Source organism: Egicoccus halophilus, assembly GCF_004300825.1.
In the GTDB taxonomy this organism is placed as follows: domain Bacteria; phylum Actinomycetota; class Nitriliruptoria; order Nitriliruptorales; family Nitriliruptoraceae; genus Egicoccus; species Egicoccus halophilus.
Window position 1 is genome coordinate 2,200,079 of record NZ_CP036250.1, and the last position, 18,489, is coordinate 2,218,567.

14 protein-coding genes are annotated in these 18,489 nt (G+C 71.5%); 11 read left to right on the forward strand and 3 right to left on the reverse strand.

The window, feature by feature from the left end; all coding sequences use genetic code 11:
• Positions 1–91: 91 nt before the first annotated feature.
• The 4 genes from ELR47_RS09770 (at position 92) to dop (ending at position 5,904) form a co-directional block, all read left to right on the forward strand.
• Entirely contained in the window at positions 92–1,339 is a 1,248-nt protein-coding gene (locus tag ELR47_RS09770; RefSeq protein WP_130649733.1) for a PP-loop family protein, read from the forward strand.
• Positions 1,336–2,289, forward strand: coding sequence for a tRNA (adenine-N1)-methyltransferase (locus ELR47_RS09775; protein WP_130649734.1), 954 nt, complete (start codon positions 1,336–1,338; stop codon positions 2,287–2,289). Before ELR47_RS09770 ends, ELR47_RS09775 begins: the two co-directional genes overlap by 4 nt.
• Before the next feature lie 202 nt (positions 2,290–2,491).
• The gene (gene arc / locus ELR47_RS09780; RefSeq protein ID WP_229730510.1) at positions 2,492–4,315 is read left to right on the forward strand and encodes a proteasome ATPase; all 1,824 of its coding nucleotides are present in this window, start codon (positions 2,492–2,494) and stop codon (positions 4,313–4,315) included.
• 101 nt (positions 4,316–4,416) lie between these two features.
• Positions 4,417–5,904, forward strand: a complete 1,488-nt coding sequence (gene dop, locus ELR47_RS09785; protein WP_130649735.1) for a depupylase/deamidase Dop — start codon at positions 4,417–4,419, stop codon at positions 5,902–5,904.
• An 80-nt stretch (positions 5,905–5,984) separates the two neighbouring features.
• Here dop and ELR47_RS09790 read toward each other — a convergent pair whose 3' ends face one another.
• The gene (locus tag ELR47_RS09790; RefSeq protein ID WP_130651309.1) at positions 5,985–7,100 is read right to left on the reverse strand and encodes a M14 family zinc carboxypeptidase; all 1,116 of its coding nucleotides are present in this window, start codon (positions 7,098–7,100) and stop codon (positions 5,985–5,987) included.
• A 318-nt stretch (positions 7,101–7,418) separates the two neighbouring features.
• Between ELR47_RS09790 and ELR47_RS09795 the strand changes: the two genes are divergently transcribed.
• Positions 7,419–7,619: a ubiquitin-like protein Pup gene (locus ELR47_RS09795; protein ID WP_130649736.1), complete on the forward strand. Its 201-nt coding sequence runs from the start codon at positions 7,419–7,421 to the stop codon at positions 7,617–7,619.
• Between the two features lie 52 nt (positions 7,620–7,671).
• On the opposite strand, the gene ELR47_RS09800 is transcribed toward ELR47_RS09795, so the two are convergent.
• Positions 7,672–10,536 (reverse strand): PAS domain-containing sensor histidine kinase, encoded by a 2,865-nt coding sequence (locus tag ELR47_RS09800; RefSeq protein ID WP_165403983.1) that lies wholly within the window; start codon positions 10,534–10,536, stop codon positions 7,672–7,674.
• A gap of 316 nt (positions 10,537–10,852) precedes the next feature.
• On the opposite strand from ELR47_RS09800, the gene ELR47_RS09805 reads away from it, so the two are divergent.
• A complete protein-coding gene (locus ELR47_RS09805; RefSeq protein WP_130649738.1) occupies positions 10,853–11,512 on the forward strand; it encodes a hypothetical protein in 660 nt (219 codons plus the stop codon).
• Between the two features lie 36 nt (positions 11,513–11,548).
• On the opposite strand, the gene ELR47_RS09810 is transcribed toward ELR47_RS09805, so the two are convergent.
• The gene (locus ELR47_RS09810; protein WP_130649739.1) at positions 11,549–13,195 is read right to left on the reverse strand and encodes a sensor histidine kinase; all 1,647 of its coding nucleotides are present in this window, start codon (positions 13,193–13,195) and stop codon (positions 11,549–11,551) included.
• Positions 13,196–13,388: 193 nt separating this feature from the next.
• Between ELR47_RS09810 and prcB the strand changes: the two genes are divergently transcribed.
• The 5 genes from prcB to ELR47_RS09835 all read left to right on the forward strand — a co-directional run bounded on the left by prcB (position 13,389) and on the right by ELR47_RS09835 (position 18,405).
• Entirely contained in the window at positions 13,389–14,213 is an 825-nt protein-coding gene (gene prcB / locus ELR47_RS09815) for a proteasome subunit beta (protein ID WP_205745178.1), read from the forward strand.
• A 51-nt stretch (positions 14,214–14,264) separates the two neighbouring features.
• Complete coding sequence (gene prcA / locus ELR47_RS09820; RefSeq protein WP_130649740.1) at positions 14,265–14,966, forward strand: proteasome subunit alpha; 702 nt, start codon at positions 14,265–14,267, stop codon at positions 14,964–14,966.
• 147 nt (positions 14,967–15,113) lie between these two features.
• Positions 15,114–16,472: a Pup--protein ligase gene (pafA, locus tag ELR47_RS09825; RefSeq protein ID WP_130649741.1), complete on the forward strand. Its 1,359-nt coding sequence runs from the start codon at positions 15,114–15,116 to the stop codon at positions 16,470–16,472.
• Positions 16,473–16,528: 56 nt separating this feature from the next.
• Positions 16,529–17,461 carry a helix-turn-helix transcriptional regulator gene (locus ELR47_RS09830; protein WP_130649742.1) on the forward strand — a complete coding sequence of 311 codons (933 nt, stop codon included), beginning with the start codon at positions 16,529–16,531 and terminating at the stop codon, positions 17,459–17,461.
• A gap of 2 nt (positions 17,462–17,463) precedes the next feature.
• Positions 17,464–18,405 carry a helix-turn-helix transcriptional regulator gene (locus ELR47_RS09835; protein ID WP_130649743.1) on the forward strand — a complete coding sequence of 314 codons (942 nt, stop codon included), beginning with the start codon at positions 17,464–17,466 and terminating at the stop codon, positions 18,403–18,405.
• Positions 18,406–18,489 lie beyond the last annotated feature (84 nt).

Genomic DNA, 18,489 nt, shown 5'->3' on the forward strand with positions numbered 1-18,489 from the left:
TCGCTACGCTGGTCGGCCGCCGCGCCAGCCCCGGCGGCCCGACGTCCGGTCCGCGTGCCGTGCGTCACTCGTCTCCCAGGAGGTCCCACCCGTGGTGCGCGTGCGTCTGCGCAATCCCGACCGCGTCGAACAGGTCGACGGCCCCATGACGGTCGGTGAGCTGCTCGACCATCTCGACGTGAACCCCACGACCGTGCTGGTGATCGCGGGCGGGGAACTCGTGACCGCCGACGCGGAACTCGACGAGGGCACCGAGGTGGAGATCCGTCCCGTCATCTCCGGCGGTGCCGGTGCGCCGCGCTGCGTGGTGTGTCGGGCGCCGGCCGTGATCGAGGAACCCCGCCACCGTGCGGCGTGGTGCCCGACGCACTTCGTCGACCACGTCCACAACCAGGTCCGCAAGGCGATCGACCACCCGCTGGCCGGGCGCCCGCGCGAGCGGATGTGCTCCTACGACGACCACCTGTTGGTGGCCGTCTCGGGCGGCAAGGACTCCCTGGCCCTGTGGGACGTGCTGCTGACGCTCGGCTACCGCGTCGACGGGCTCTACATCGGCCTGGGCATCGGCGGCTACTCGCGCCGCAGCCAGCAGATCTGCGAGGAGTTCGCCGCGGCCCGTGGCGCCCGGCTGCACGTCGTCGATCTCGCCGAGACCTACGGCTACTCGACGCCGTCCGGCGCCAGGGCCACCACCCGCTCGGCCTGTGGGGTGTGCGGGCTGTCCAAGCGCTACGTGTTCAACAAGGTCGCCGTGGATCACGGCTACGACGTGGTGGCGACCGGACACAACCTCGACGACGAGGCGGCCACCCTGCTGGGCAATCTGTTGCGGTGGCACGACGACTTCCTCGCCCGACAACGTCCGGTGCTGCCGGCAACCGGTGCGAACCAGGTCCGCAAGGTCAAGCCGCTGTACCGGCTCTCCGAACGCGAGATGGCGGCCTACTGCGTGATCCGGGGCATCGACTACGTCGTCGAGGAGTGCCCGCTCGTGGACGGCAACACCGGCCACGAGCACAAGGAGATGCTCAACGCCGTCGAGCGCTCCGCGCCGGGCGCCAAGGCCCAGTTCCTGTTCGGCTTCCTCGACCGCGCCGATGCCTTCGCCGAGGAGTCACGCACCGGCGACGACCCGGTCCTGGGTGCCTGTGGGCAGTGCGGGATGCCCACCGTCGGCGAGACCTGCGCCTTCTGCCGCCAGCGCGAGCGCATCCTGTCCACGCTGCCCGTGCTCGCGACCGCCCCCGCCGTCTCGTCCTCCGCCGTCTCGTCCTCCGCCGTCTCGTCCAACGCCGACGCTGCGTGTGACGACCTCCCGACCGGATCCTCCCACCGATGAGTTCACCCACCGCCGCCGCGCCCCTGCTCCCGGGCACCGACGCCCCGCTCGCCGCCGGCGAGCTCGTCGTGCTCATCGACCGGCGCCGCCGGCGCTACCTGGTCGAGTTGACCGAGGGCGGGGAGTGGCACAGCCACGCCGGCCTGCTCACGCACGACGCCCTGATCGGCTGCCTGGAGGGCACGGCGGTCCGGACCAACCGCAACATGGAGATCGTGGTCCTGCGGCCGACGCGCGAGGACTACGTGCTCAAGATGAAGCGTGGGGCGCAGGTCGTCTACCCCAAGGACCAGGCGGCGATCGTCGCCGCTGCCGACGTGCGGCCCGGATGCACGGTCGTCGAGGCCGGCGCCGGCTCCGGCGCCCTCACGTTGGCCCTGCTCGCCGCCGTCGGACCCACCGGTCGAGTCGTCTCGTTCGAGCGTCGCGACGACCACGCCGCCCACGCCCGGCGCAACGTCGCCCGCTTCCTGGGCGGCGAACCGGACAACTGGCAGCTGGTCGACGGGGACCTGGTCGACGGCCTCGGGCAGTTGGAGGAGCGCCCGCACCGGCTCGTGCTCGACCTGCTCGAGCCCTGGCTGCTGGTGCCGGGTGCCGCGCAGGCGCTGCCCGCGGGCGCGATCGTGCTGGCCTACATGCCGACGGTGCCGCAGGTGATGCGGTTCTCCGAGGCGCTGTGGGACGACGGCCGCTTCACCGACGTGCGCACGACCGAGACCCTGGTGCGCCCCTGGGACGTCGACGGGCTCGCGGTCCGGCCGGCGCACCGGATGGTGGCCCACACGGCGTTTCTGACCACGGCCCGTCGGGTACCCGCCCGCGACGAGGGCGGTCCGCCGCCGCCCCGGCGCAAGGCCGACGTCGGGCCCGGCGTCGTGTGGGGGGACGCCACGGCGCCGGCCGCGGGCGACGCGGGCGACGACCCGGTCGGGGACCCGGTCGACTGACCGGACGGGTCCGACCGGATCACCGGGGCGAATCGTGCGGCGGCCGGCCGCCGCGCACCCGGCGACGCTGATCGGTGCCGCCTCGGGCCGGAGACCGGGTGGTGTGCCCTACACTCGCCGGCTCAGAGGCCGTCGGGTGCAGAGCCTCGGCTCCTATCCCGGGACCTCGTCCACGGGAACGCTCCCTGCGGTAGGAGGCCACGTGAACCAGCGCCCGGACCGTTCCTCGCACGACCCGCGTCCGATCGGCGGCCGACGGGTGCCGGACTCCCTGGGCGGTGACCCGGACGCGCAGGTCGCGCGCGCCGGCGAGCAGGACCCGGACGAGCTCGCCGCGGAACTGAAGTTCCTGCGCGAGGAGGTCGACCTGCTACGGCGTCGGCTGGAGTCGGCACCGACCCGGATTCGCGTCCTCGAGGAGCGTCTGCTCGAGACCAAGGGACGCTTGCAGTCGGCGCTGACCCAGAACGACAAGCTGACCGAGACGCTCCGCGCCGCGCGCGACCAGCTGGCGCAGATGCGCGAGGAGGTCGAACGGCTCGCCGCGCCACCGCAGGCCTACGCGACCTTCCTCGCTTCCGACGCCGCGTCGGAGACGGTCACGGTGATGGTCTCGGGTCGCAAGCTCGAGGTGGCGGTGGGGCCCGAGGTTGACGTCGACGAGTTGCGCGCCGGCCAGGAGGTCCGTCTCAACGAGTCGATGAACGTCGTCGCCGTCGGTGACTTCGAGACCCGTGGTGAGCTGATGATCGTCGCCGAACTCCTCGGTGACGGACGTGCGGTGGTGCTCGGCCACACCGACGACGAGCGGGTCATCCACCTCGCGGAGCCGCTGCGCGAGCTGCCGCTGAAGGCCGGCGACTCGTTGTTGGTCGATCCCCGCTCGAACACCGCGGTCGAGCGGGTGCCCAAGGCCGAGGTCGAGCAGCTGGTGCTCGAACAGGTCCCCGACATCTCCTACGAGCAGATCGGTGGTCTCCAGGACCAGGTCGAGGCCATCCGCGACGCGGTCGAGCTGCCCTACCTGCACGCCGAGCTGTTCGTCGAGCACGAGCTGCGGGCACCCAAGGGCATCCTGCTGTACGGCCCGCCCGGCTGCGGCAAGACGATGATCGCCAAGGCGGTGGCGAACTCGTTGGCGCAGCGGGTGCGGGACAAGACCGGCCGGCAGGACGTGCGCAGCTACTTCCTCAACGTCAAGGGTCCGGAGCTGCTCAACAAGTACGTCGGGGAGACCGAGCGGCAGATCCGCCTGATCTTCCAGCGGGCCCGGGAGAAGTCCGCCGAGGGCTTCCCGGTCATCGTGTTCTTCGACGAGATGGAGTCGCTGTTCCGCACCCGCGGCTCGGGCGTGTCCTCCGACGTCGAGACCACCATCGTCCCGCAGCTGCTGGCCGAGATCGACGGCGTGGAGAGCCTCAAGGACGTCGTGGTGATCGGCGCCTCCAACCGCGAGGACATGATCGACCCGGCGATCCTGCGGCCCGGCCGGCTCGACGTGAAGATCAAGGTCGACCGTCCCGACGCCGAGGCCGCCCGGGAGATCTTCTCGATCTACCTCCACGAGCGTCTGCCGCTGCACCCCGACGAGGTCGCCAGCCACGGCGGCTCCGGGCCCGCCGTCAGCGCGATGATCGACCGCACGGTGGACAAGATGTACGCCGCCGACGGTGACAACGAGTTCCTCGAGGTCACCTACGCCAACGGCGAGAAGGAGGTCCTGTACTTCAAGGACTTCAACTCCGGGGCGATGATCGAGAACGTGGTGGCGCGCGCCAAGAAGTACGCGATCAAACGGGTGCTGGAGGACGGACCGAAGGGTCTGTCCACCGACGACCTGTTGCGCGCGATCCGCGACGAGTTCCGCGAGAACGAGGACCTGCCCAACACGACCAACCCGGACGACTGGGCCCGGATCTCGGGCAAGAAGGGCGAGCGGATCGTCTACGTGCGCACCCTGATCAGCGGCGAGACCGCTGGACCGGGTCGCGCGATCGAGAACCTCAACCCCGGGCAGTACCTGTAGCGGCCGCCGCGGGACGTCCGGTCGTCGGCGACCGCTCGGCGCCCGGACCGGCGGCCGGTCGGCGACGCGTCGGGCGAACACGACGACCAGGGGGTCGGTGGGTGGCAACCAACAAGTACGTCGGCGTCGAGACCGAGTACGGCATCGCGGTCGACGGTCCGCGCGAGGTCAACCCGGTGCTGGCGTCGTCGTTGGTCGTCGGCGCCTACCGCGGTGCCGGGGACCGCGACGTGCGGTGGGACCACACCGACGAACACCCGATGCGCGACGCTCGTGGCTACGAGACCCCCGACGCGCACGAGCCGGTCACCGACGACGAGCTCGGCCTGGCCAACACGGTGCTCACCAACGGTGCCCGGTTCTACGTCGACCACGCCCACCCGGAGTACGCGACCCCGGAGTGTGCCAACGCCCGCGACCTGGTCGTGTGGGACAAGGCGGGGGAGCGGATCCTGGAGGACGCGGCCCGGCTGGCGGCGACCACCCTGCCTCCGGGCCACCGGGTGCTGGTCCACAAGAACAACACCGACGGCAAGGGGGCCGCCTACGGCACCCACGAGAACTACCTCGTGCCGCGCGAGGTGCCGTTCGGGCGCCTGACCCGCCAGTTGCAACCGTTCTTCCTCAGTCGGCTGCTCTACGTCGGTGCCGGCCGGCTCGGGTCCGAGTTCTCCGGTCTCGACGTGCCGTTCCAGCTGTCGCAGCGCGCGGACTTCTTCGAGGTCGAGGTCGGCCTCGAGACCACGCTCAAGCGGCCGCTGATGAACACCCGCGACGAGCCGCATGCCGACCCCGAGCGCTACCGCCGGCTGCACGTGATCAACGGCGACGCGAACCTGTGCGAGGTGGCCACCTACCTCAAGGTCGGCACCATGTTGCTCGTGCTCGACCTGATCGAGGACGAGGCGCTGCCCGAGCCGCCGGCGATCCACCGTCCGGTGCAGGCGTTCCATGCGATCAGCCACGACCTCACCGCGCGGGTGACGCTGTCCACCGAGGACGGTCGCCGGGTGACCCCGCTCGAGCTGCAGTGGCACTACTACGAGGCCGCCGTCCGCTACGTCAAGGAGCAGGGTCGTGCCGACGGGCACGCCATCGACGTCCTCGAGCGCTGGGAGGCGGTGCTGACCACCGCCGAGGCCGATCCGCGGCGCCTCGCCGGCCGGGTGGACTGGGCCACCAAGCTCGAGTTGCTCGAGCAGTACCGCGAGCGGCACGGGCTCGACTGGGACCACGACCGGCTCAAGATGGTCGACCTGCAGTACCACGACGTACGCCGGGACAAGGGCCTGTACCAGCGTCTCGCCGCCCGTGGACGGGTCGAGCGGCTGGTGTCCGAGGCCGAGATCCAGGCCGCGATGGCGACGCCGCCGACCGACACCCGGGCGTGGTTCCGGGGCGAGTGCCTGCGCCGCTTCCCCGACCAGGTCGTCGCGGCCGGCTGGGACTCGCTGATCTTCGACGTCGGTCGTGACGCGCTGCAGCGGGTGCCGATGATGGAGCCCGGACGCGGCACCCGCGAACACGTGGGAGACCTGCTCGACCGGGTCGAGGACGCCGCCGCGCTGATCGAGGCCCTGTCGGGCTGACGTAGTCGGGCTGACGCTGTCGGGGTGATGCCGACGTCGGCCGGGGCGCGGACACGCACCCCGGCCGACGACCGGTTCGCTCAGTTGGCGCTCGTGCGGTTCGGGATGGTCTCGTAGCGCTCCGGGTCGAGCGTGCGCCACGACCCGTCGGCGACCGCGTCGATCAGACCCATCAGGCCGATCTCGATCTGCTTGATGGCCATGCCCATGCGCTTCTGGCCGGTGGAGGTCGAGTTGCCGCTCGTCTCGAACAGCACCGTCGCGCTGCCGCGCAGCGCGAACGAGCCCAGTGCCGTGCCCGGCAGGTTGATGTTCTGCGGGTACCGCGTCACTGCACCGTAGGGCGAGTTGCCTCGCGCCTGCATCCCGTCGAGGACGGCGAGGTTGGCCTGGCGTGAGGCGTCGTAGTCGAACAGCGGCCAGTCACCGTGCTCGGCCGGGTCGGCGATGAAGCGGGCCGAGATCGACATGGGCGAGTAGCCGTCCAGCGTGTCCCCGCTGTAGCAGGGGCCCTGGTTGTGCAGGTCGACGAAGACGTCGACGACCCCGAACTCGTCCTCGAGGGCGGCGTAGACGTCCCGCAACGTCTGGGCCTCCGGGGTGATGTACCAGCCCGTCCCTGCGCTCGAGCCGGGGAAGTCGGCAGGGTCGGGGACGTAGTCGAGGTTCGGGTTGAAGTCACGGTTGACGTCGAAGCCCTGGTTGCGGACGTTGAAGTTCCAGGCCCGCTGGGCCGCGGCGAGCTGCGGGAAGTCGGCGACGACCTCGTCCCAGGTCATGACGTTCTGGCGTTGGTTGGCCTCGCCGCCGTCGGCGTTGAGCATCGGGACGAAGACGAGCGTGACCGCGTCGCGGATCGCCTGCGCCTGCTTCGCGTTGGTGCTCAGCGTCTGCAGGATGTTGAGCACCGCGTGGACGTTGTGCTTCTCGTTGCCATGGATCTGGCTGTTGACCAGGATCACCTCGTCGCCGGTGCCGACCCGGGCGGTCCAGATCTCGCGGCCGTGGTTGGTGTAGCCGGCGACGTCGACGTCGACGATGCCCTTGCTGGTCCGCTCGAGCTGCGCCAGTCGCTTGCCGAGCTCCGCGTGGTCGATGTGGCCCGAGATGGCGGTCGGCAGGCTGCGGTGGCAGGTGGACTGCTCGGGGAACGCCTCGGCCGGCGCGGCCGTGGACGGCAGCAGGGCACCGGCCATCGCCAGCGCCGTGAGGCCGCTGGCCAGACGCCAGCGGGTTCCGCTCCTGGACAGAGTGGTGGTACTCACACGGTTGCTCCCTCGTCGGGATCGGCGCTCCCGGGCCGATCCGATGGTTGACCCGCGAAACGAACTAGCCGATCCGAGCCGGGTCAAGGATGACCGCGCGACCGTCACGCCCTGCGCGCGATGGCGGCGGCTCGGTCGCCCTGCCCGGCGGATCGCCCGTGGGCCCGGCGGCGTCGTGGTGCGCACGACGGTCCCACGACGCCGGTGACCGATAGGCTGCACATCCGCACGCCACGGTCGGAGGAACCCATGAGCGAGGGTGGCCAGGTCCGCAAGGGCGGCAGCTCGCAGGACGAGGTCGAGGAGGTCGAGCAGCCCACGACCGAGACCGACGAGTCGGCGAAGGACCTGCTCGACGACGTCGACGAGTTGCTCGACGAGATCGACGACGTGCTCGAGGAGAACGCGGAGGAGTTCGTCCGCGGCTACGTCCAGAAGGGCGGCCAGTAAGGGAACACCTGCGTTCCGCGCCAATCGATCGAGAGCTCGGGACGTGACGCCGTCAGGCGCGTGGCAGTCGCAGGACGAAGGTCGCGCCGTCGCCGGGTTCGCTGTGGACGTCGAGTGTCCCGCCCATGGTCTCGGCGAGGCTGCGGCCGAGGTACAGGCCCAGCCCGGTTCCCGAGATGCCGTCGCTGCCTCGTCCGCGGAAGAACTTGGCGAACACCTGTTCCTGCTCGTCGGCCGGGACCCCCGGCCCCTCGTCGGTGACCGTGAACGCCATCCGGTCGCCGTCGACCGCTGCCTCGATGATGATAGGTCCACCATCTGCGAACTTGAGGGCATTGCTACACAGGTTGAGCAGGATCTGTTCGACGCGGTCCGGGTCGCCGCACGCGCCCGGAAGTCCGGGGGCGACGCGGCACTCGACCCGGTCGCCGGCATCGCACAGTTCGGCGACGTTGGCCACGACGGCGGCCGGGTCGAACGGCATCGGGCGGACATCGGGCAGGCGATCGTTCTCGAGCCGTGAGAAGTCGAGGAACTGGCGGACGAGGCCGCGCAGGCGTCGTCCCTGGCGCCGGACCCGGCCGGCGAGTTCGGAGTACTCGGGCATGCCCGCCTGCTCGATGACGCCGAGGAACCCGAGGATCGAGGCCAGTGGTGTCTGCATGTCGTGCGAGAGCCCGGTCATCATCTCGTCCCGGACGCGGGTCGCAGCCGCGTGTTCGCGGTGACGCGCCATCTCGAGGTTGGTCCGGATCCGGGCCACGAGTTCGAGGTTGGTGAAGGGCTTGACGAGGTAGTCGTCGGCGCCGGCGTCGAGGCCGATCACCGTGGACGCCTCGCTCGCGCGTGCCGACAGGATCACGACGGGGGTCGCCGCGAGATCCGGGTCGCCGCGCAGGGCGGCGAGCAGTTCGAAGCCGTCGAGGCCGGGCATCATCACGTCGGCGAGCACCAGGTCCGGGCGCTCGTCGCGAATGCGTTGCAGCCCGGAGGTGCCGTCCGCGGCCGTCGTCACCCGCCAGTGCTGACCCAGGATTCGGCGCAGGTAACGTCGCAGGTCGGCGTTGTCGTCGACGACCAGTACGTGCGCCCCGGCCGTGTCCCCGGCACCCGGTGGCTCCACCGCGGTGGCGATCGTGATGTCGGGCTCGGTCCAGCCCAGGGCCTCGTCGAGGTAGGCGGACGGATCGATCGAGGTGCCCTCGAGCGGTGGGTTGCGGTCGATCTGGTCGGCCGGCAGGTGTTGAGTGCCGTAGGGCAGGCTGACCCGGAACGTGCTGCCGACACCCTCGGTGCTGTCGACCTCGATGTCGCCGCCATGCATGCGGGCCAACTCGCGGGCGAGCGAGAGCCCGATCCCGGTGCCCTCGTGACTGCGCGCCCGGCTGCCGCGGACGCGATGGAAACGCTCGAACAGCCGGCCCAGATGGTCGGCTGGGACGCCGACGCCGGTGTCGGCGACCTCGAGGACCGCACCGTCGCCGCCGTCGCGGAGCCGGACCGTGATCGCGCCCTCGAAGGTGTACTTGAGCGCGTTGGAGAGCAGGTTGAAGACGATCTTCTCCCAGCCGTCACGGTCGACGTAGACCGGGGACGGCAGTGCCGCGAGGTCGACCTGATAGTCGAGGTCGGCGCTGTCGATCGCCGAACGGAACACGCTCGCGAGATCCTCGGTCACCCGCGCGAGATCGGTCGCCCGGTAGCTGCCCCCGATCCTGCCGGCCTCGATCCGCGAGAAGTCGAGCAGCGTGTTGACCAACTTGGTGAGCCGGTCGGCGTTGCGACGCACGACCTCGAGGGCGTCCCGGTGGATCGCGGGCAGCGCCGGATCGGACATCACGTCCTCGAGGGGCTGCAGGAGCATGGTGAGCGGCGTACGGAACTCGTGGCTGACGTTGCTGAAGAACTCGGTCTTGGCCCGGTTGAGCTCGGCCAGGGCGGCCGCACGCTCGCGGGCTCGCCCTTCGGCGCGTTCGTCCGCCAGTGCCCGGGCGAGTTGGTCCGCGACCAGGCCGACGTAGTCGCGGTAGTCGTCGTCCCACGGCAACCGCGGGTTGATACCGGTGACGAGCACGCTCGACACCAGCGTGCTGCCCGGGTCACGCAACGGCTGCACGAAGGCGTACTGCGGCACCGTGCCGTCGACGGCGTCCATGACGTCGGCCAGCCAGTCGGGGACATCAACGACAGCGGCGCCACGGAGTCTGGCCGTGCCAAGCGACCACGGTGCTTCCCCGTCGAGGACGAACTCCGCCTCGAGGCCGGCGACGTCGAGCGACGAGACCGCATCGAGGGTCGCCCGGTCGTCCTCGATCAGGTACAGCGCCGCGAACGGCACATCCTCGCGGCAGCCCGCGAGCACCTCGATGGAGGCGGCGGTACCCCCCTCGGCCGCGGTGATGTCGCGCGCCCGCTCGCTGAGCCGACCGAGCGTGCGCAACCGACGTTCGCGCAGCACCTGCTCGGTGGTCTCGGTGACGGCGGTGAAGACGCCGTCCACCGCCCCGTCCGGGCCGCAGATCGGGCTGAAGGAGAAGGTGAAGTAGGCCTCCTCGACGTACCCCGCTCGGTCGAGCAGAAGCGGTAGGTCCTCGGACCAGGTGGCGTCGCCGCCCATCGCCTGGTCGAGCATCGGACCGACGACGTCCTCGGTCCCGGGCCAGCTGTCGCGTCCGGGCGCGCCGAACGCGTGCGGGTGCTCGTCTCCGAGGATCGGCGCGAACGCCTCGTTGTAGACCGTCACGAAGTCGTCACCCCACCACAGCAGCATCGGAAACCGCGAGGCGAGACAGATGTCGAGTGACGTCCGCAGATGCTCCGGCCAGGTCTCGGCTGCGCCGAACACCGCCTCGACCGCCTGCCGTGCCCAGCCGTCCCCGCCCTGCCCTTCGAACACGTCCGTCTGCAACGGCGTCATCCCTTCCTGACCGGTCCACGGTCGCCGCGGAGCGCAGCCGGTGAAGACTCGTCGCCGTTCGACACCCGGACAACGGCCCGGACCCATCGCCAGGAGGTGCCGAGCCCAAGAATCTGGCCAGGCCAGTGGCCGGTCAGCCAACCATGCCGCGGCCGGCCAGCATGCCCGACACCACTCGGGGTCTGGAGACGAGTCGTGCCGAACGGAAGCGGCGGCGATCACTGCGCGCACGGCGGGTTCAGCGCCCGGCCAGGGCTGCCGATGTCGACGAGGCACCGTGCCATCGCAGGCACGGGAGAGCCGAGGCGGCGCAGCGATGGAACGGACGTTGCCGGCGATGCCGGGACTGTCGCAGATGGCGCCGTGCGGGCCGTTCGACGCGGCCGCCCAGCCGCGGTGGTTCGTGCACCCCGAGGGCACCACCCGCCGGCTCGACCTGCGTGCCTACCGCGAGGCGATGGTCGCGGCCGGGATGCCGCCGGAGGCGGCCGAGGACGTCACGCGACGGATGCGGGAGCACGGCGCGACACAGGTGCTGTGGGCGTCGGGGAGCGGTGGGCGGCGACGTGCCGTCGCCGCGTACTGGGACGTGCGCGTCACCGTCCTGTCCTCGCCGGCGTGGCCGGCGGTACCCGGCCTGACCGGCGCGGGGGACACCCCGCCGTCGGGGTCGGTGCCGGTGGATCGCCTCACCGGTCGGGACGGGGTCGTCAGCGCCCACCGGGTCGCCACCGGTCCACGGCACTTCCCTGCGCGGCCGGCGGCGACCGCCGGGCCTCTCGCCGGCGCCCGTTCCCGGGTGCTGGTGCGGGCCCGCCAGGTCGCCTACGCCGCCGTGGCGGTCGGTCACGCGGGCGTCACGGTCACGGTCGGGGGCGGCTCCCCGGTGAGCGTCGAGGACGCCCTCGTCCGGCTGGTCGACGTGCTGCTCGACGACCTCGCCGACGAGGTCGTGCGACGTCGCTCCGGCGCGTGACACGCCCCGCCGTGGCGGGTCACGACGGAGGGCTCGTCAGGGTCGCCGTACGCCCCGCTCGGCGACCGGTGTCGACCCTTCGCCGGACCGGCTCCTGCCCCGCGAGGCCACGGAGGCGTCGTCGTCGGCGCTACGTGGCAGGGTGAACGTGAAGCGGGTGCCGCCGGCGTCGCGCGGCGCCGCGTGGATCGTGCCCGCGTGCTGTTCCACGACCCGCTGGCAGATCGCCAGGCCGATGCCGGTACCGGGGTAACCGGCGCGGGCGTCGCTGGTGCGCACGAAGGGACGGAAGATCTCCTCCGCGCGTTCCGGGTCGATGCCGATGCCGTTGTCGTCGACGTGGACCGCCACGCCGTCCTCGCCGTGCGGTTCCGCCCACACCCGCACGTGCGGCTCCACCCCGGGCGGGACGTACTTGAGCGCGTTGCCGACGAGGTTGTCGAGCAGTTGGCGCAGGCGCGGGCGGTCGCCCAGGACCGCCGGCAGGGCCTCGAGGGTGACGACGCCGTCGGCATCGCGGTCGCGCACGACCTCGCGACCGACCTCCGCGAGCGACACCCACTCCCGGTGCAGATCGGCGTTGGTGACCTCGGCGTAGTCGAGCAGATCGGTGATCAGGTGCTCCATGCGCCGGTGCTGGGTGCTGGCGCGGTCGAGCAGTTCGGCGACGTCGGACGGCAGTCCGGTCGGGGTGGCGCGGGCGAGGTCGACGAAACCGCTCGCACCCGTCAGCGGCGAGCGCAGGTCATGGGCGACCACGTGGGCGAACGCCTGCAGTTCCTCGTTGGCGGCGGTCAGCTCGCGGGTCGCCTGGTCGCGTTCGGTGACCAGGGAGGCGAGGCGACCCGCGTAGCCGTCGAGGCTGCGGAACACGGCTCGGGCCCCGATCAACAGCCCGGCGGTGAGCACGGCGAAGGCCGCCAGCCGCGTGCCGAGGCTGGCCCACCACGACACCGAGAAGCGGCGCTCGGCGAATCCGTACAGGATCAGGTCCCAGGTGTGCAGGCCCAGAGCGGCCGTCACCATCGCCCGCGGCCAGGTCTGTTCCCGTCCCGAGGCGATGATCCAGGCCCACAGCGCGGTCGCGGACACGGCCGTGACGACCGTCAGCATCCCCCGGAAGAAGCTGGTGTAGGTGCCGTCCGCCGCGACCAGCTCCGCCGGCTCCGGCCAGCCGGTGGCGGCCGCCGCGATCAGGACGAACGAGACCCCCACGATACTGCGACGCAGCCACCGGCGGTCGGCGGCGGGGCTGAGCGCGACGAGTGCGAGCACCGCGATCACCGTGTGCCAGGACAGGTACAGCGCGGCGGTCTCGTCGGGATCGATGCCCAGTGCGAAGTCCGTGGGCACCAGATCGGGGAAGCTCAGCAGGGCGGTGGCCATCGCCACCGCCGACAGCACGTAGGCGCTGCCCATCCAGGCCAACGCCGGGTCGTGGTCGATCTCGCGGTGCATGCGCAACAGCCACGCGGCCGCCAGGGCGAGCACCAGCGCGACCGTGTAGACCGCCGGCGCCGCGTCGACGAGCACCGGCAGGGTCGGACTGAGGGCGAGGAACCCGACGAAGGCGATCCCGGCGGCCGCCATGGTGCCGAGCAGCATGCCCCGCCGGAGCGTCTCCGGCGGGCGGCTCAGATCCAGGCCGTCCTGGTCACCCGCGGTCACGGGGGGTTCAGCCACAGTGTCTCCGCTGCACGGCGTCCTCGACGTCGGAAGCTCGTGCTGAACCCCCGTCGGCCGGACCAGCGTAGAGCAAAAGTCGCTCAGCGTGTTCGCATGCCTCCGCTGCGCTGCCAGGCCGACGCCGAGCGGGGAACAGCGCGACGGAGGGTGGCGCCCTAGGCTGCCGGAAACCGTCCGTAGGAGCGCCGCGTTGACCTTCCGTGCCGAGGAGCTGTTGGCGGGACTGCCCTCGCCGTTCGACGCACGCAGCAGTTCCTTCTTCGAGACGTTGCGCCGACAGGCACCAGACGCGGTGCCGCCGGTGTTCGCCGGCGGGCCCATGGCCGAGGAGCTGCGCGGTCGGCTCGTCGACGGGACCACCGTGCTCGCCGTGCGCGCCGCCGACGGCGTGGTGATCGCCGGTGACCGCCGTGCGACCGCCGGCAACCTGATCTCGCGCGGGGACATGCGCAAGATCTTCCCGGCCGACGACTGGTCGGCGGTCGGGATCAGCGGGACGGCCGGACCGGCGATGGAGCTCGCGCGGATCTTCGCCACCGAGCTCGAGCACTACGAGAAGGTCGAGGGCGATCCGCTGTCGCTGGAGGGCAAGTCGAACAAGCTGGCCGGGCTGGTGCGGGCGCACCTGCCCATGGCGATGCAGGGCCTGATCGTCGTGCCCCTGTTCGCCGGCGTCGACCCCCGCACTGGCGAAGGGCGCATCTACGAGTACGACCCCGTCGGCGGGCGGTATCGCGCCACCTCCCACGCGGCCACGGGATCGGGATCCCTGGCTGCGCGCGCCACGCTCAAGCGCCTGGTCACGGCCGGTTCCGACCTCCGGACCGCCGCTTCGGTAGCGGTCGAGGCGCTGTTCGACGCTGCTGAGGAGGACAGCGCCACCGGCGGGCCGGACCTGATCCGGTCGATCTACCCGATCGTCGCCTCCATCGACGCCGAGGGCTACCGCGAGCTCACCGACGAGCAGGTCGCCGCCCACGTCGAGGACACCGTCGAGCGCCGCCGCAACCGCTGAGCCCGCTCCCCGGGCGCCCGCGTCCGCTCCTGCACCAGGAAGGTCCACCCCGTGGCCACCCCCTTCTACGTCGCCCCCGAACAGTTCATGAAGGACCGGGCCGAGTACGCCCGCAAGGGCATCGCCCGCGGACGCGCCCTGGTCGCCGCGGAGTACCGCGACGGGGTCGTGTTCGTCAGCGAGAATCCGTCACGGTCGTTGCACAAGACCTCGGAGATCTACGACCGGATCGGCTTCGCGGCCGTGGGGCGCTACAACGAGTTCGAGTCCATGCGTGTCGCCGGCATCCGACTCGCGGACGTCAAGGGCTACCAGTACGCGCGTGAGGACGTCACCGCCAAGGCCCTGGCCAACGCCTACTCGCAGGCGCTCGGCGCGATCTTCATGGGCGGCGAGGCCAAGCCCTACGAGGTCGAGCTGCTGATCGCCGAGGTCGGGCACGAGCCCGACGGTGAAGGTGCCGGGCTCGACCTCTACCACATCATCTACGACGGCTCGATCGTGCCCCACGACCACCGGTTCGTCGTCATCGGTGGGGAGACCGAGCCGATCGAACAGTCGCTGCAGCAGCAGTGGACGCCCGGTATGGATCGCGACGCCGCGATCCGGACCTGCGTCGACGCGCTGCGCGCCGCCGCCGGGCGTCCGATCGAGTCCGACGACCTCGAGGTCTCCGGTCTCGACATCACCCGCCAGCGGCGACGGTTCTTCCGCCTGCGCGACGAGGCCCTGCGGGCGGCCGTCGAACGCTGAGCCGGGCACCGACGAACCGGGGGGCCGGAGTCGGGTCCGGGGCCCGTCGCCGCGTTCGACCCTCTCGTCGACGCGCGCCCGGAGCCAGGTCCGCGCGCTCGTGGCGCCGATGGGGCACCATGCGGCTGCTGGACGACAGGAGCCGCAGTGCGTCGACGGATCTTCGGGATCGAGAACGAGTACGGCGTCACCTGCACCTTCCAGGGCCAGCGCCGGCTCAGTCCTGACGAGGTCGCGCGCTACCTGTTCCGACGGGTGGTGAGCTGGGGCCGCTCCTCGAACGTGTTCCTGGAGAACGGTGCGCGGCTGTACCTGGACGTCGGATCCCATCCGGAGTACGCCACCCCGGAGTGCGACTCGCCGCGCCAGGCGGTCGTGCACGACAAGGCCGGCGAGCGCATCGTCGAGGACCTCGTGCTCGCCGCCGAGCAGCGGCTGCACGAGGAGGGCATCTCCGGCACCATCTCGCTGTTCAAGAACAACACGGATTCGGCCGGCAACTCCTACGGCTGTCACGAGAACTACCTCGTGGCGCGGGTGGGCGAGTTCCAGCGCCTGGCCGAGGCCCTGATCCCGTTCCTGGTGACGCGCCAGGTGTTCGCCGGCGCGGGCAAGGTCCTGCAGACCCCGCGCGGGGCCGTGTTCAGCCTGTCGCAGCGGGCCGAGCACATCTGGGAGGGCGTCAGCTCGGCGACCACGCGCTCGCGGCCGATCATCAACACCCGCGACGAGCCCCACGCCGACGCGGAGCGGTTCCGCCGGCTGCACGTCATCGTGGGTGACTCGAACATGAGCGAGTACACCAGTTGGCTGAAGGTGGCCACCTGTGACCTGGTGCTCCGGATGCTCGAGGAACAGGCGGTCATCCGGGACCTGACCCTGGACAACCCGATCCGGGCCATCCGCGAGATCAGCCACGACGTCACCGGCACGCGGCGCATCCGGCTCGCCAACGGCCGCGAGCTGTCCGCGCTGGAGATCCAGCAGCTCTACCTCGAGCGGGTCGAGCGCTTCGTCGAGGCCTCGCACGACGCCGACGACGAGGCCAAGCGCGTGGTCACCGAGTGGCGCCACGTCCTCGAGCAGCTCGTCGAGGACCCGATGTCGCTCGGCCGTCAGCTCGACTGGGTCGCCAAGTACCGACTCGTCGAGTCCTACCGCGCCAAGCACGACCTGCCGCTGGCGCATGCACGGGTGCAGTTGCTCGACCTCGCCTACCACGACGTGGTCCGTGACCGCGGCCTGTACTACCTGCTCCAGCGGCAGGGACGCGCGCAGCGGCTGCTCGATGACGCCGAGATCGACGAGGCGACGACCACGCCGCCGGCCTCCACCCGCGCGGCGCTGCGTGGACGCTTCATCACCGCCGCCAAGCGCAACCGACGGGACTACACCGTCGACTGGGTCCACCTCAAGCTCAACGACCAGGCCCAGCGCACCGTGCTGTGCAAGGACCCGTTCCGGTTCGAGGACGAACGGGTGGACAAGCTCATCGCGGCCATGTGACCGTCCGCGGGGCCACTACCCTTCCGGGCCGTGGTGGTGGCGGACGGAGGGTCGAGGTGGCGGCGAAGGTCGAACGGCTGGTGAACCTGACCGTCGCGCTCCTCGAGGCGCGACAGCCGATGACCCTGGCGGAGATCCGTCGCCGCACCCGGTACTACACCCAGGGGGATCCGGAGTCGTCACGCCGGATGTTCGAGCGTGACAAGGACGATCTGCGCCGGTTGGGGGTGCCGGTCGAGACCCGCGAGGTCGCCTTCGGCGACGACCTCGGTTACGTCATCGACCGGGGCGCGTACGAACTCGCCGACGTCGACCTGACCGCCGAGGAGGTCGCGGCCCTGTCGCTGGCGGTCCAGCTGACGGGCACCGAGGGTGCCCATCTCGCGCTCGCGAAGCTGGCCGCGCGGGCCCCCGACCCGGCCGAACTCGCGACCTCGCCCACCACGCGGGTCTCGCTCGCTCCCGACCCGGTCGACGCCGTCGCCGACGCGGTGGTCTCGCGTACGCCGCTGAGCTTCCCGTACCGCACGGCCGGCGGCGAGACGGCGCGGCGCACCGTCGACCCGTACGCGGTCGTGCAGCGCCGTGGTGCCTGGTACCTCGTCGGTCGCGACCACGACCGCGACGCGGTGCGCGCCTTCCGCCTCGACCGGTTCGTCGGCCGGGCGCGCGATGCCGGCCCCCCGGCGGCCTACGTCGTCCCGGACGGATTCGATCCGGCCGCGCACGTGTCGGGTCCGGAGGTGGCACGGGTCGACGTCGAGGTCGCGGTGCGTCCCGCGGCCAGGTGGACGGTCGAGTTGCACGGTGGGGTGGACACCGGTCGGACACGCGACGGCCAGCCGGTGCTGCGCCTCCGGGGGCTGGATCCGGTCCGCGACCGCTCCTGGCTGCTGGGCCTCGGCGACGACGTCGAGGTGCTCGCGCCCCCGGAGTTGCGCGACGCGGTGATGACGGCCCTTCGTGAACTGGCCGGACAGGAGGCCTGACGATGGCGGCCGTCGGTGACGTGGCGAGGATGCTGACCCTGGTGCCGTGGCTGCTCGAGCGGCCGGGGGCCTCGGTGGCCGAGACGGCCGAGGCGTTCGGGGTCAGCGAGGCGACCATCCGCCGTGACCTCGGACATCTCGACTTCTGTGGACTGCCCGGCCTCGGCGGAGGCGACCTGTTCGAGGTGGACCTGGTCGGTGACCGCGTGGTCGTGCAGATGGCCGACGAGCTGCGACGACCGCTGCGGCCCACGCCGCGCGAGGCACTGCGCCTCGTGCTCACGCTGGACGCGGTCACCGAGGCGCTGGCCGAGGAGTTGCCGGCGCTGCGGACGGCGGTGGACAAGGTGCGTGGTGCCCTGGGCATCCCCGAGACGGTCGCCGACGTGGTCGACCCGGGCGCCTCGGCCCTCGTGCCCCGGCTGCGACGTGCCATCGCCGCCGAGCGACAGGTCCGCGTCCGCTACCAGGGACGTGCCGACGACGTCCCGCAGTGGCGCACCGTGGATCCGTGGGCGCTGCAGGTCGTCGACGGCATCTGGTACCTGCGCGGCCACGACGCCGACGTCGGTGCCCCCCGCACCTTCCGGCTCGACCGGGTCGCCGAACTCGAGCCGACCGACGAGCCCCGTCGTCAACCGGCGCCCGAGCAGCTGCCGCCGCCCGCCTACGCGCCGGGCCCCGACGACCTCGAGGTGGTGATCGAACTGGCGCCGGGCGGTCGATGGGTGATCGACGCGTTGACGGTGGACGAACTCGAGGAACAGCCCGACGGCACGGTGCGTGTCCGGCTGCGCACCGACGCACCGGGGTGGCTGGCACGGGTGGTCCTCACCGCGGGGGGCGCCGCGCGGGTCGTCGCCCCCGAGGAGCTCCGACGACGTGTGCGGGACCTCGCGACGCGTGCGCTGCACCGCTACGCGACCGACGCGCCCGCAGACTGACTAGTACGCGGCGGTGACCTTCGGAGCATTTGCAGGTTGAACACCTGAAACCTTCTCCGTGTGCGGCCGATGAATCGATTCACT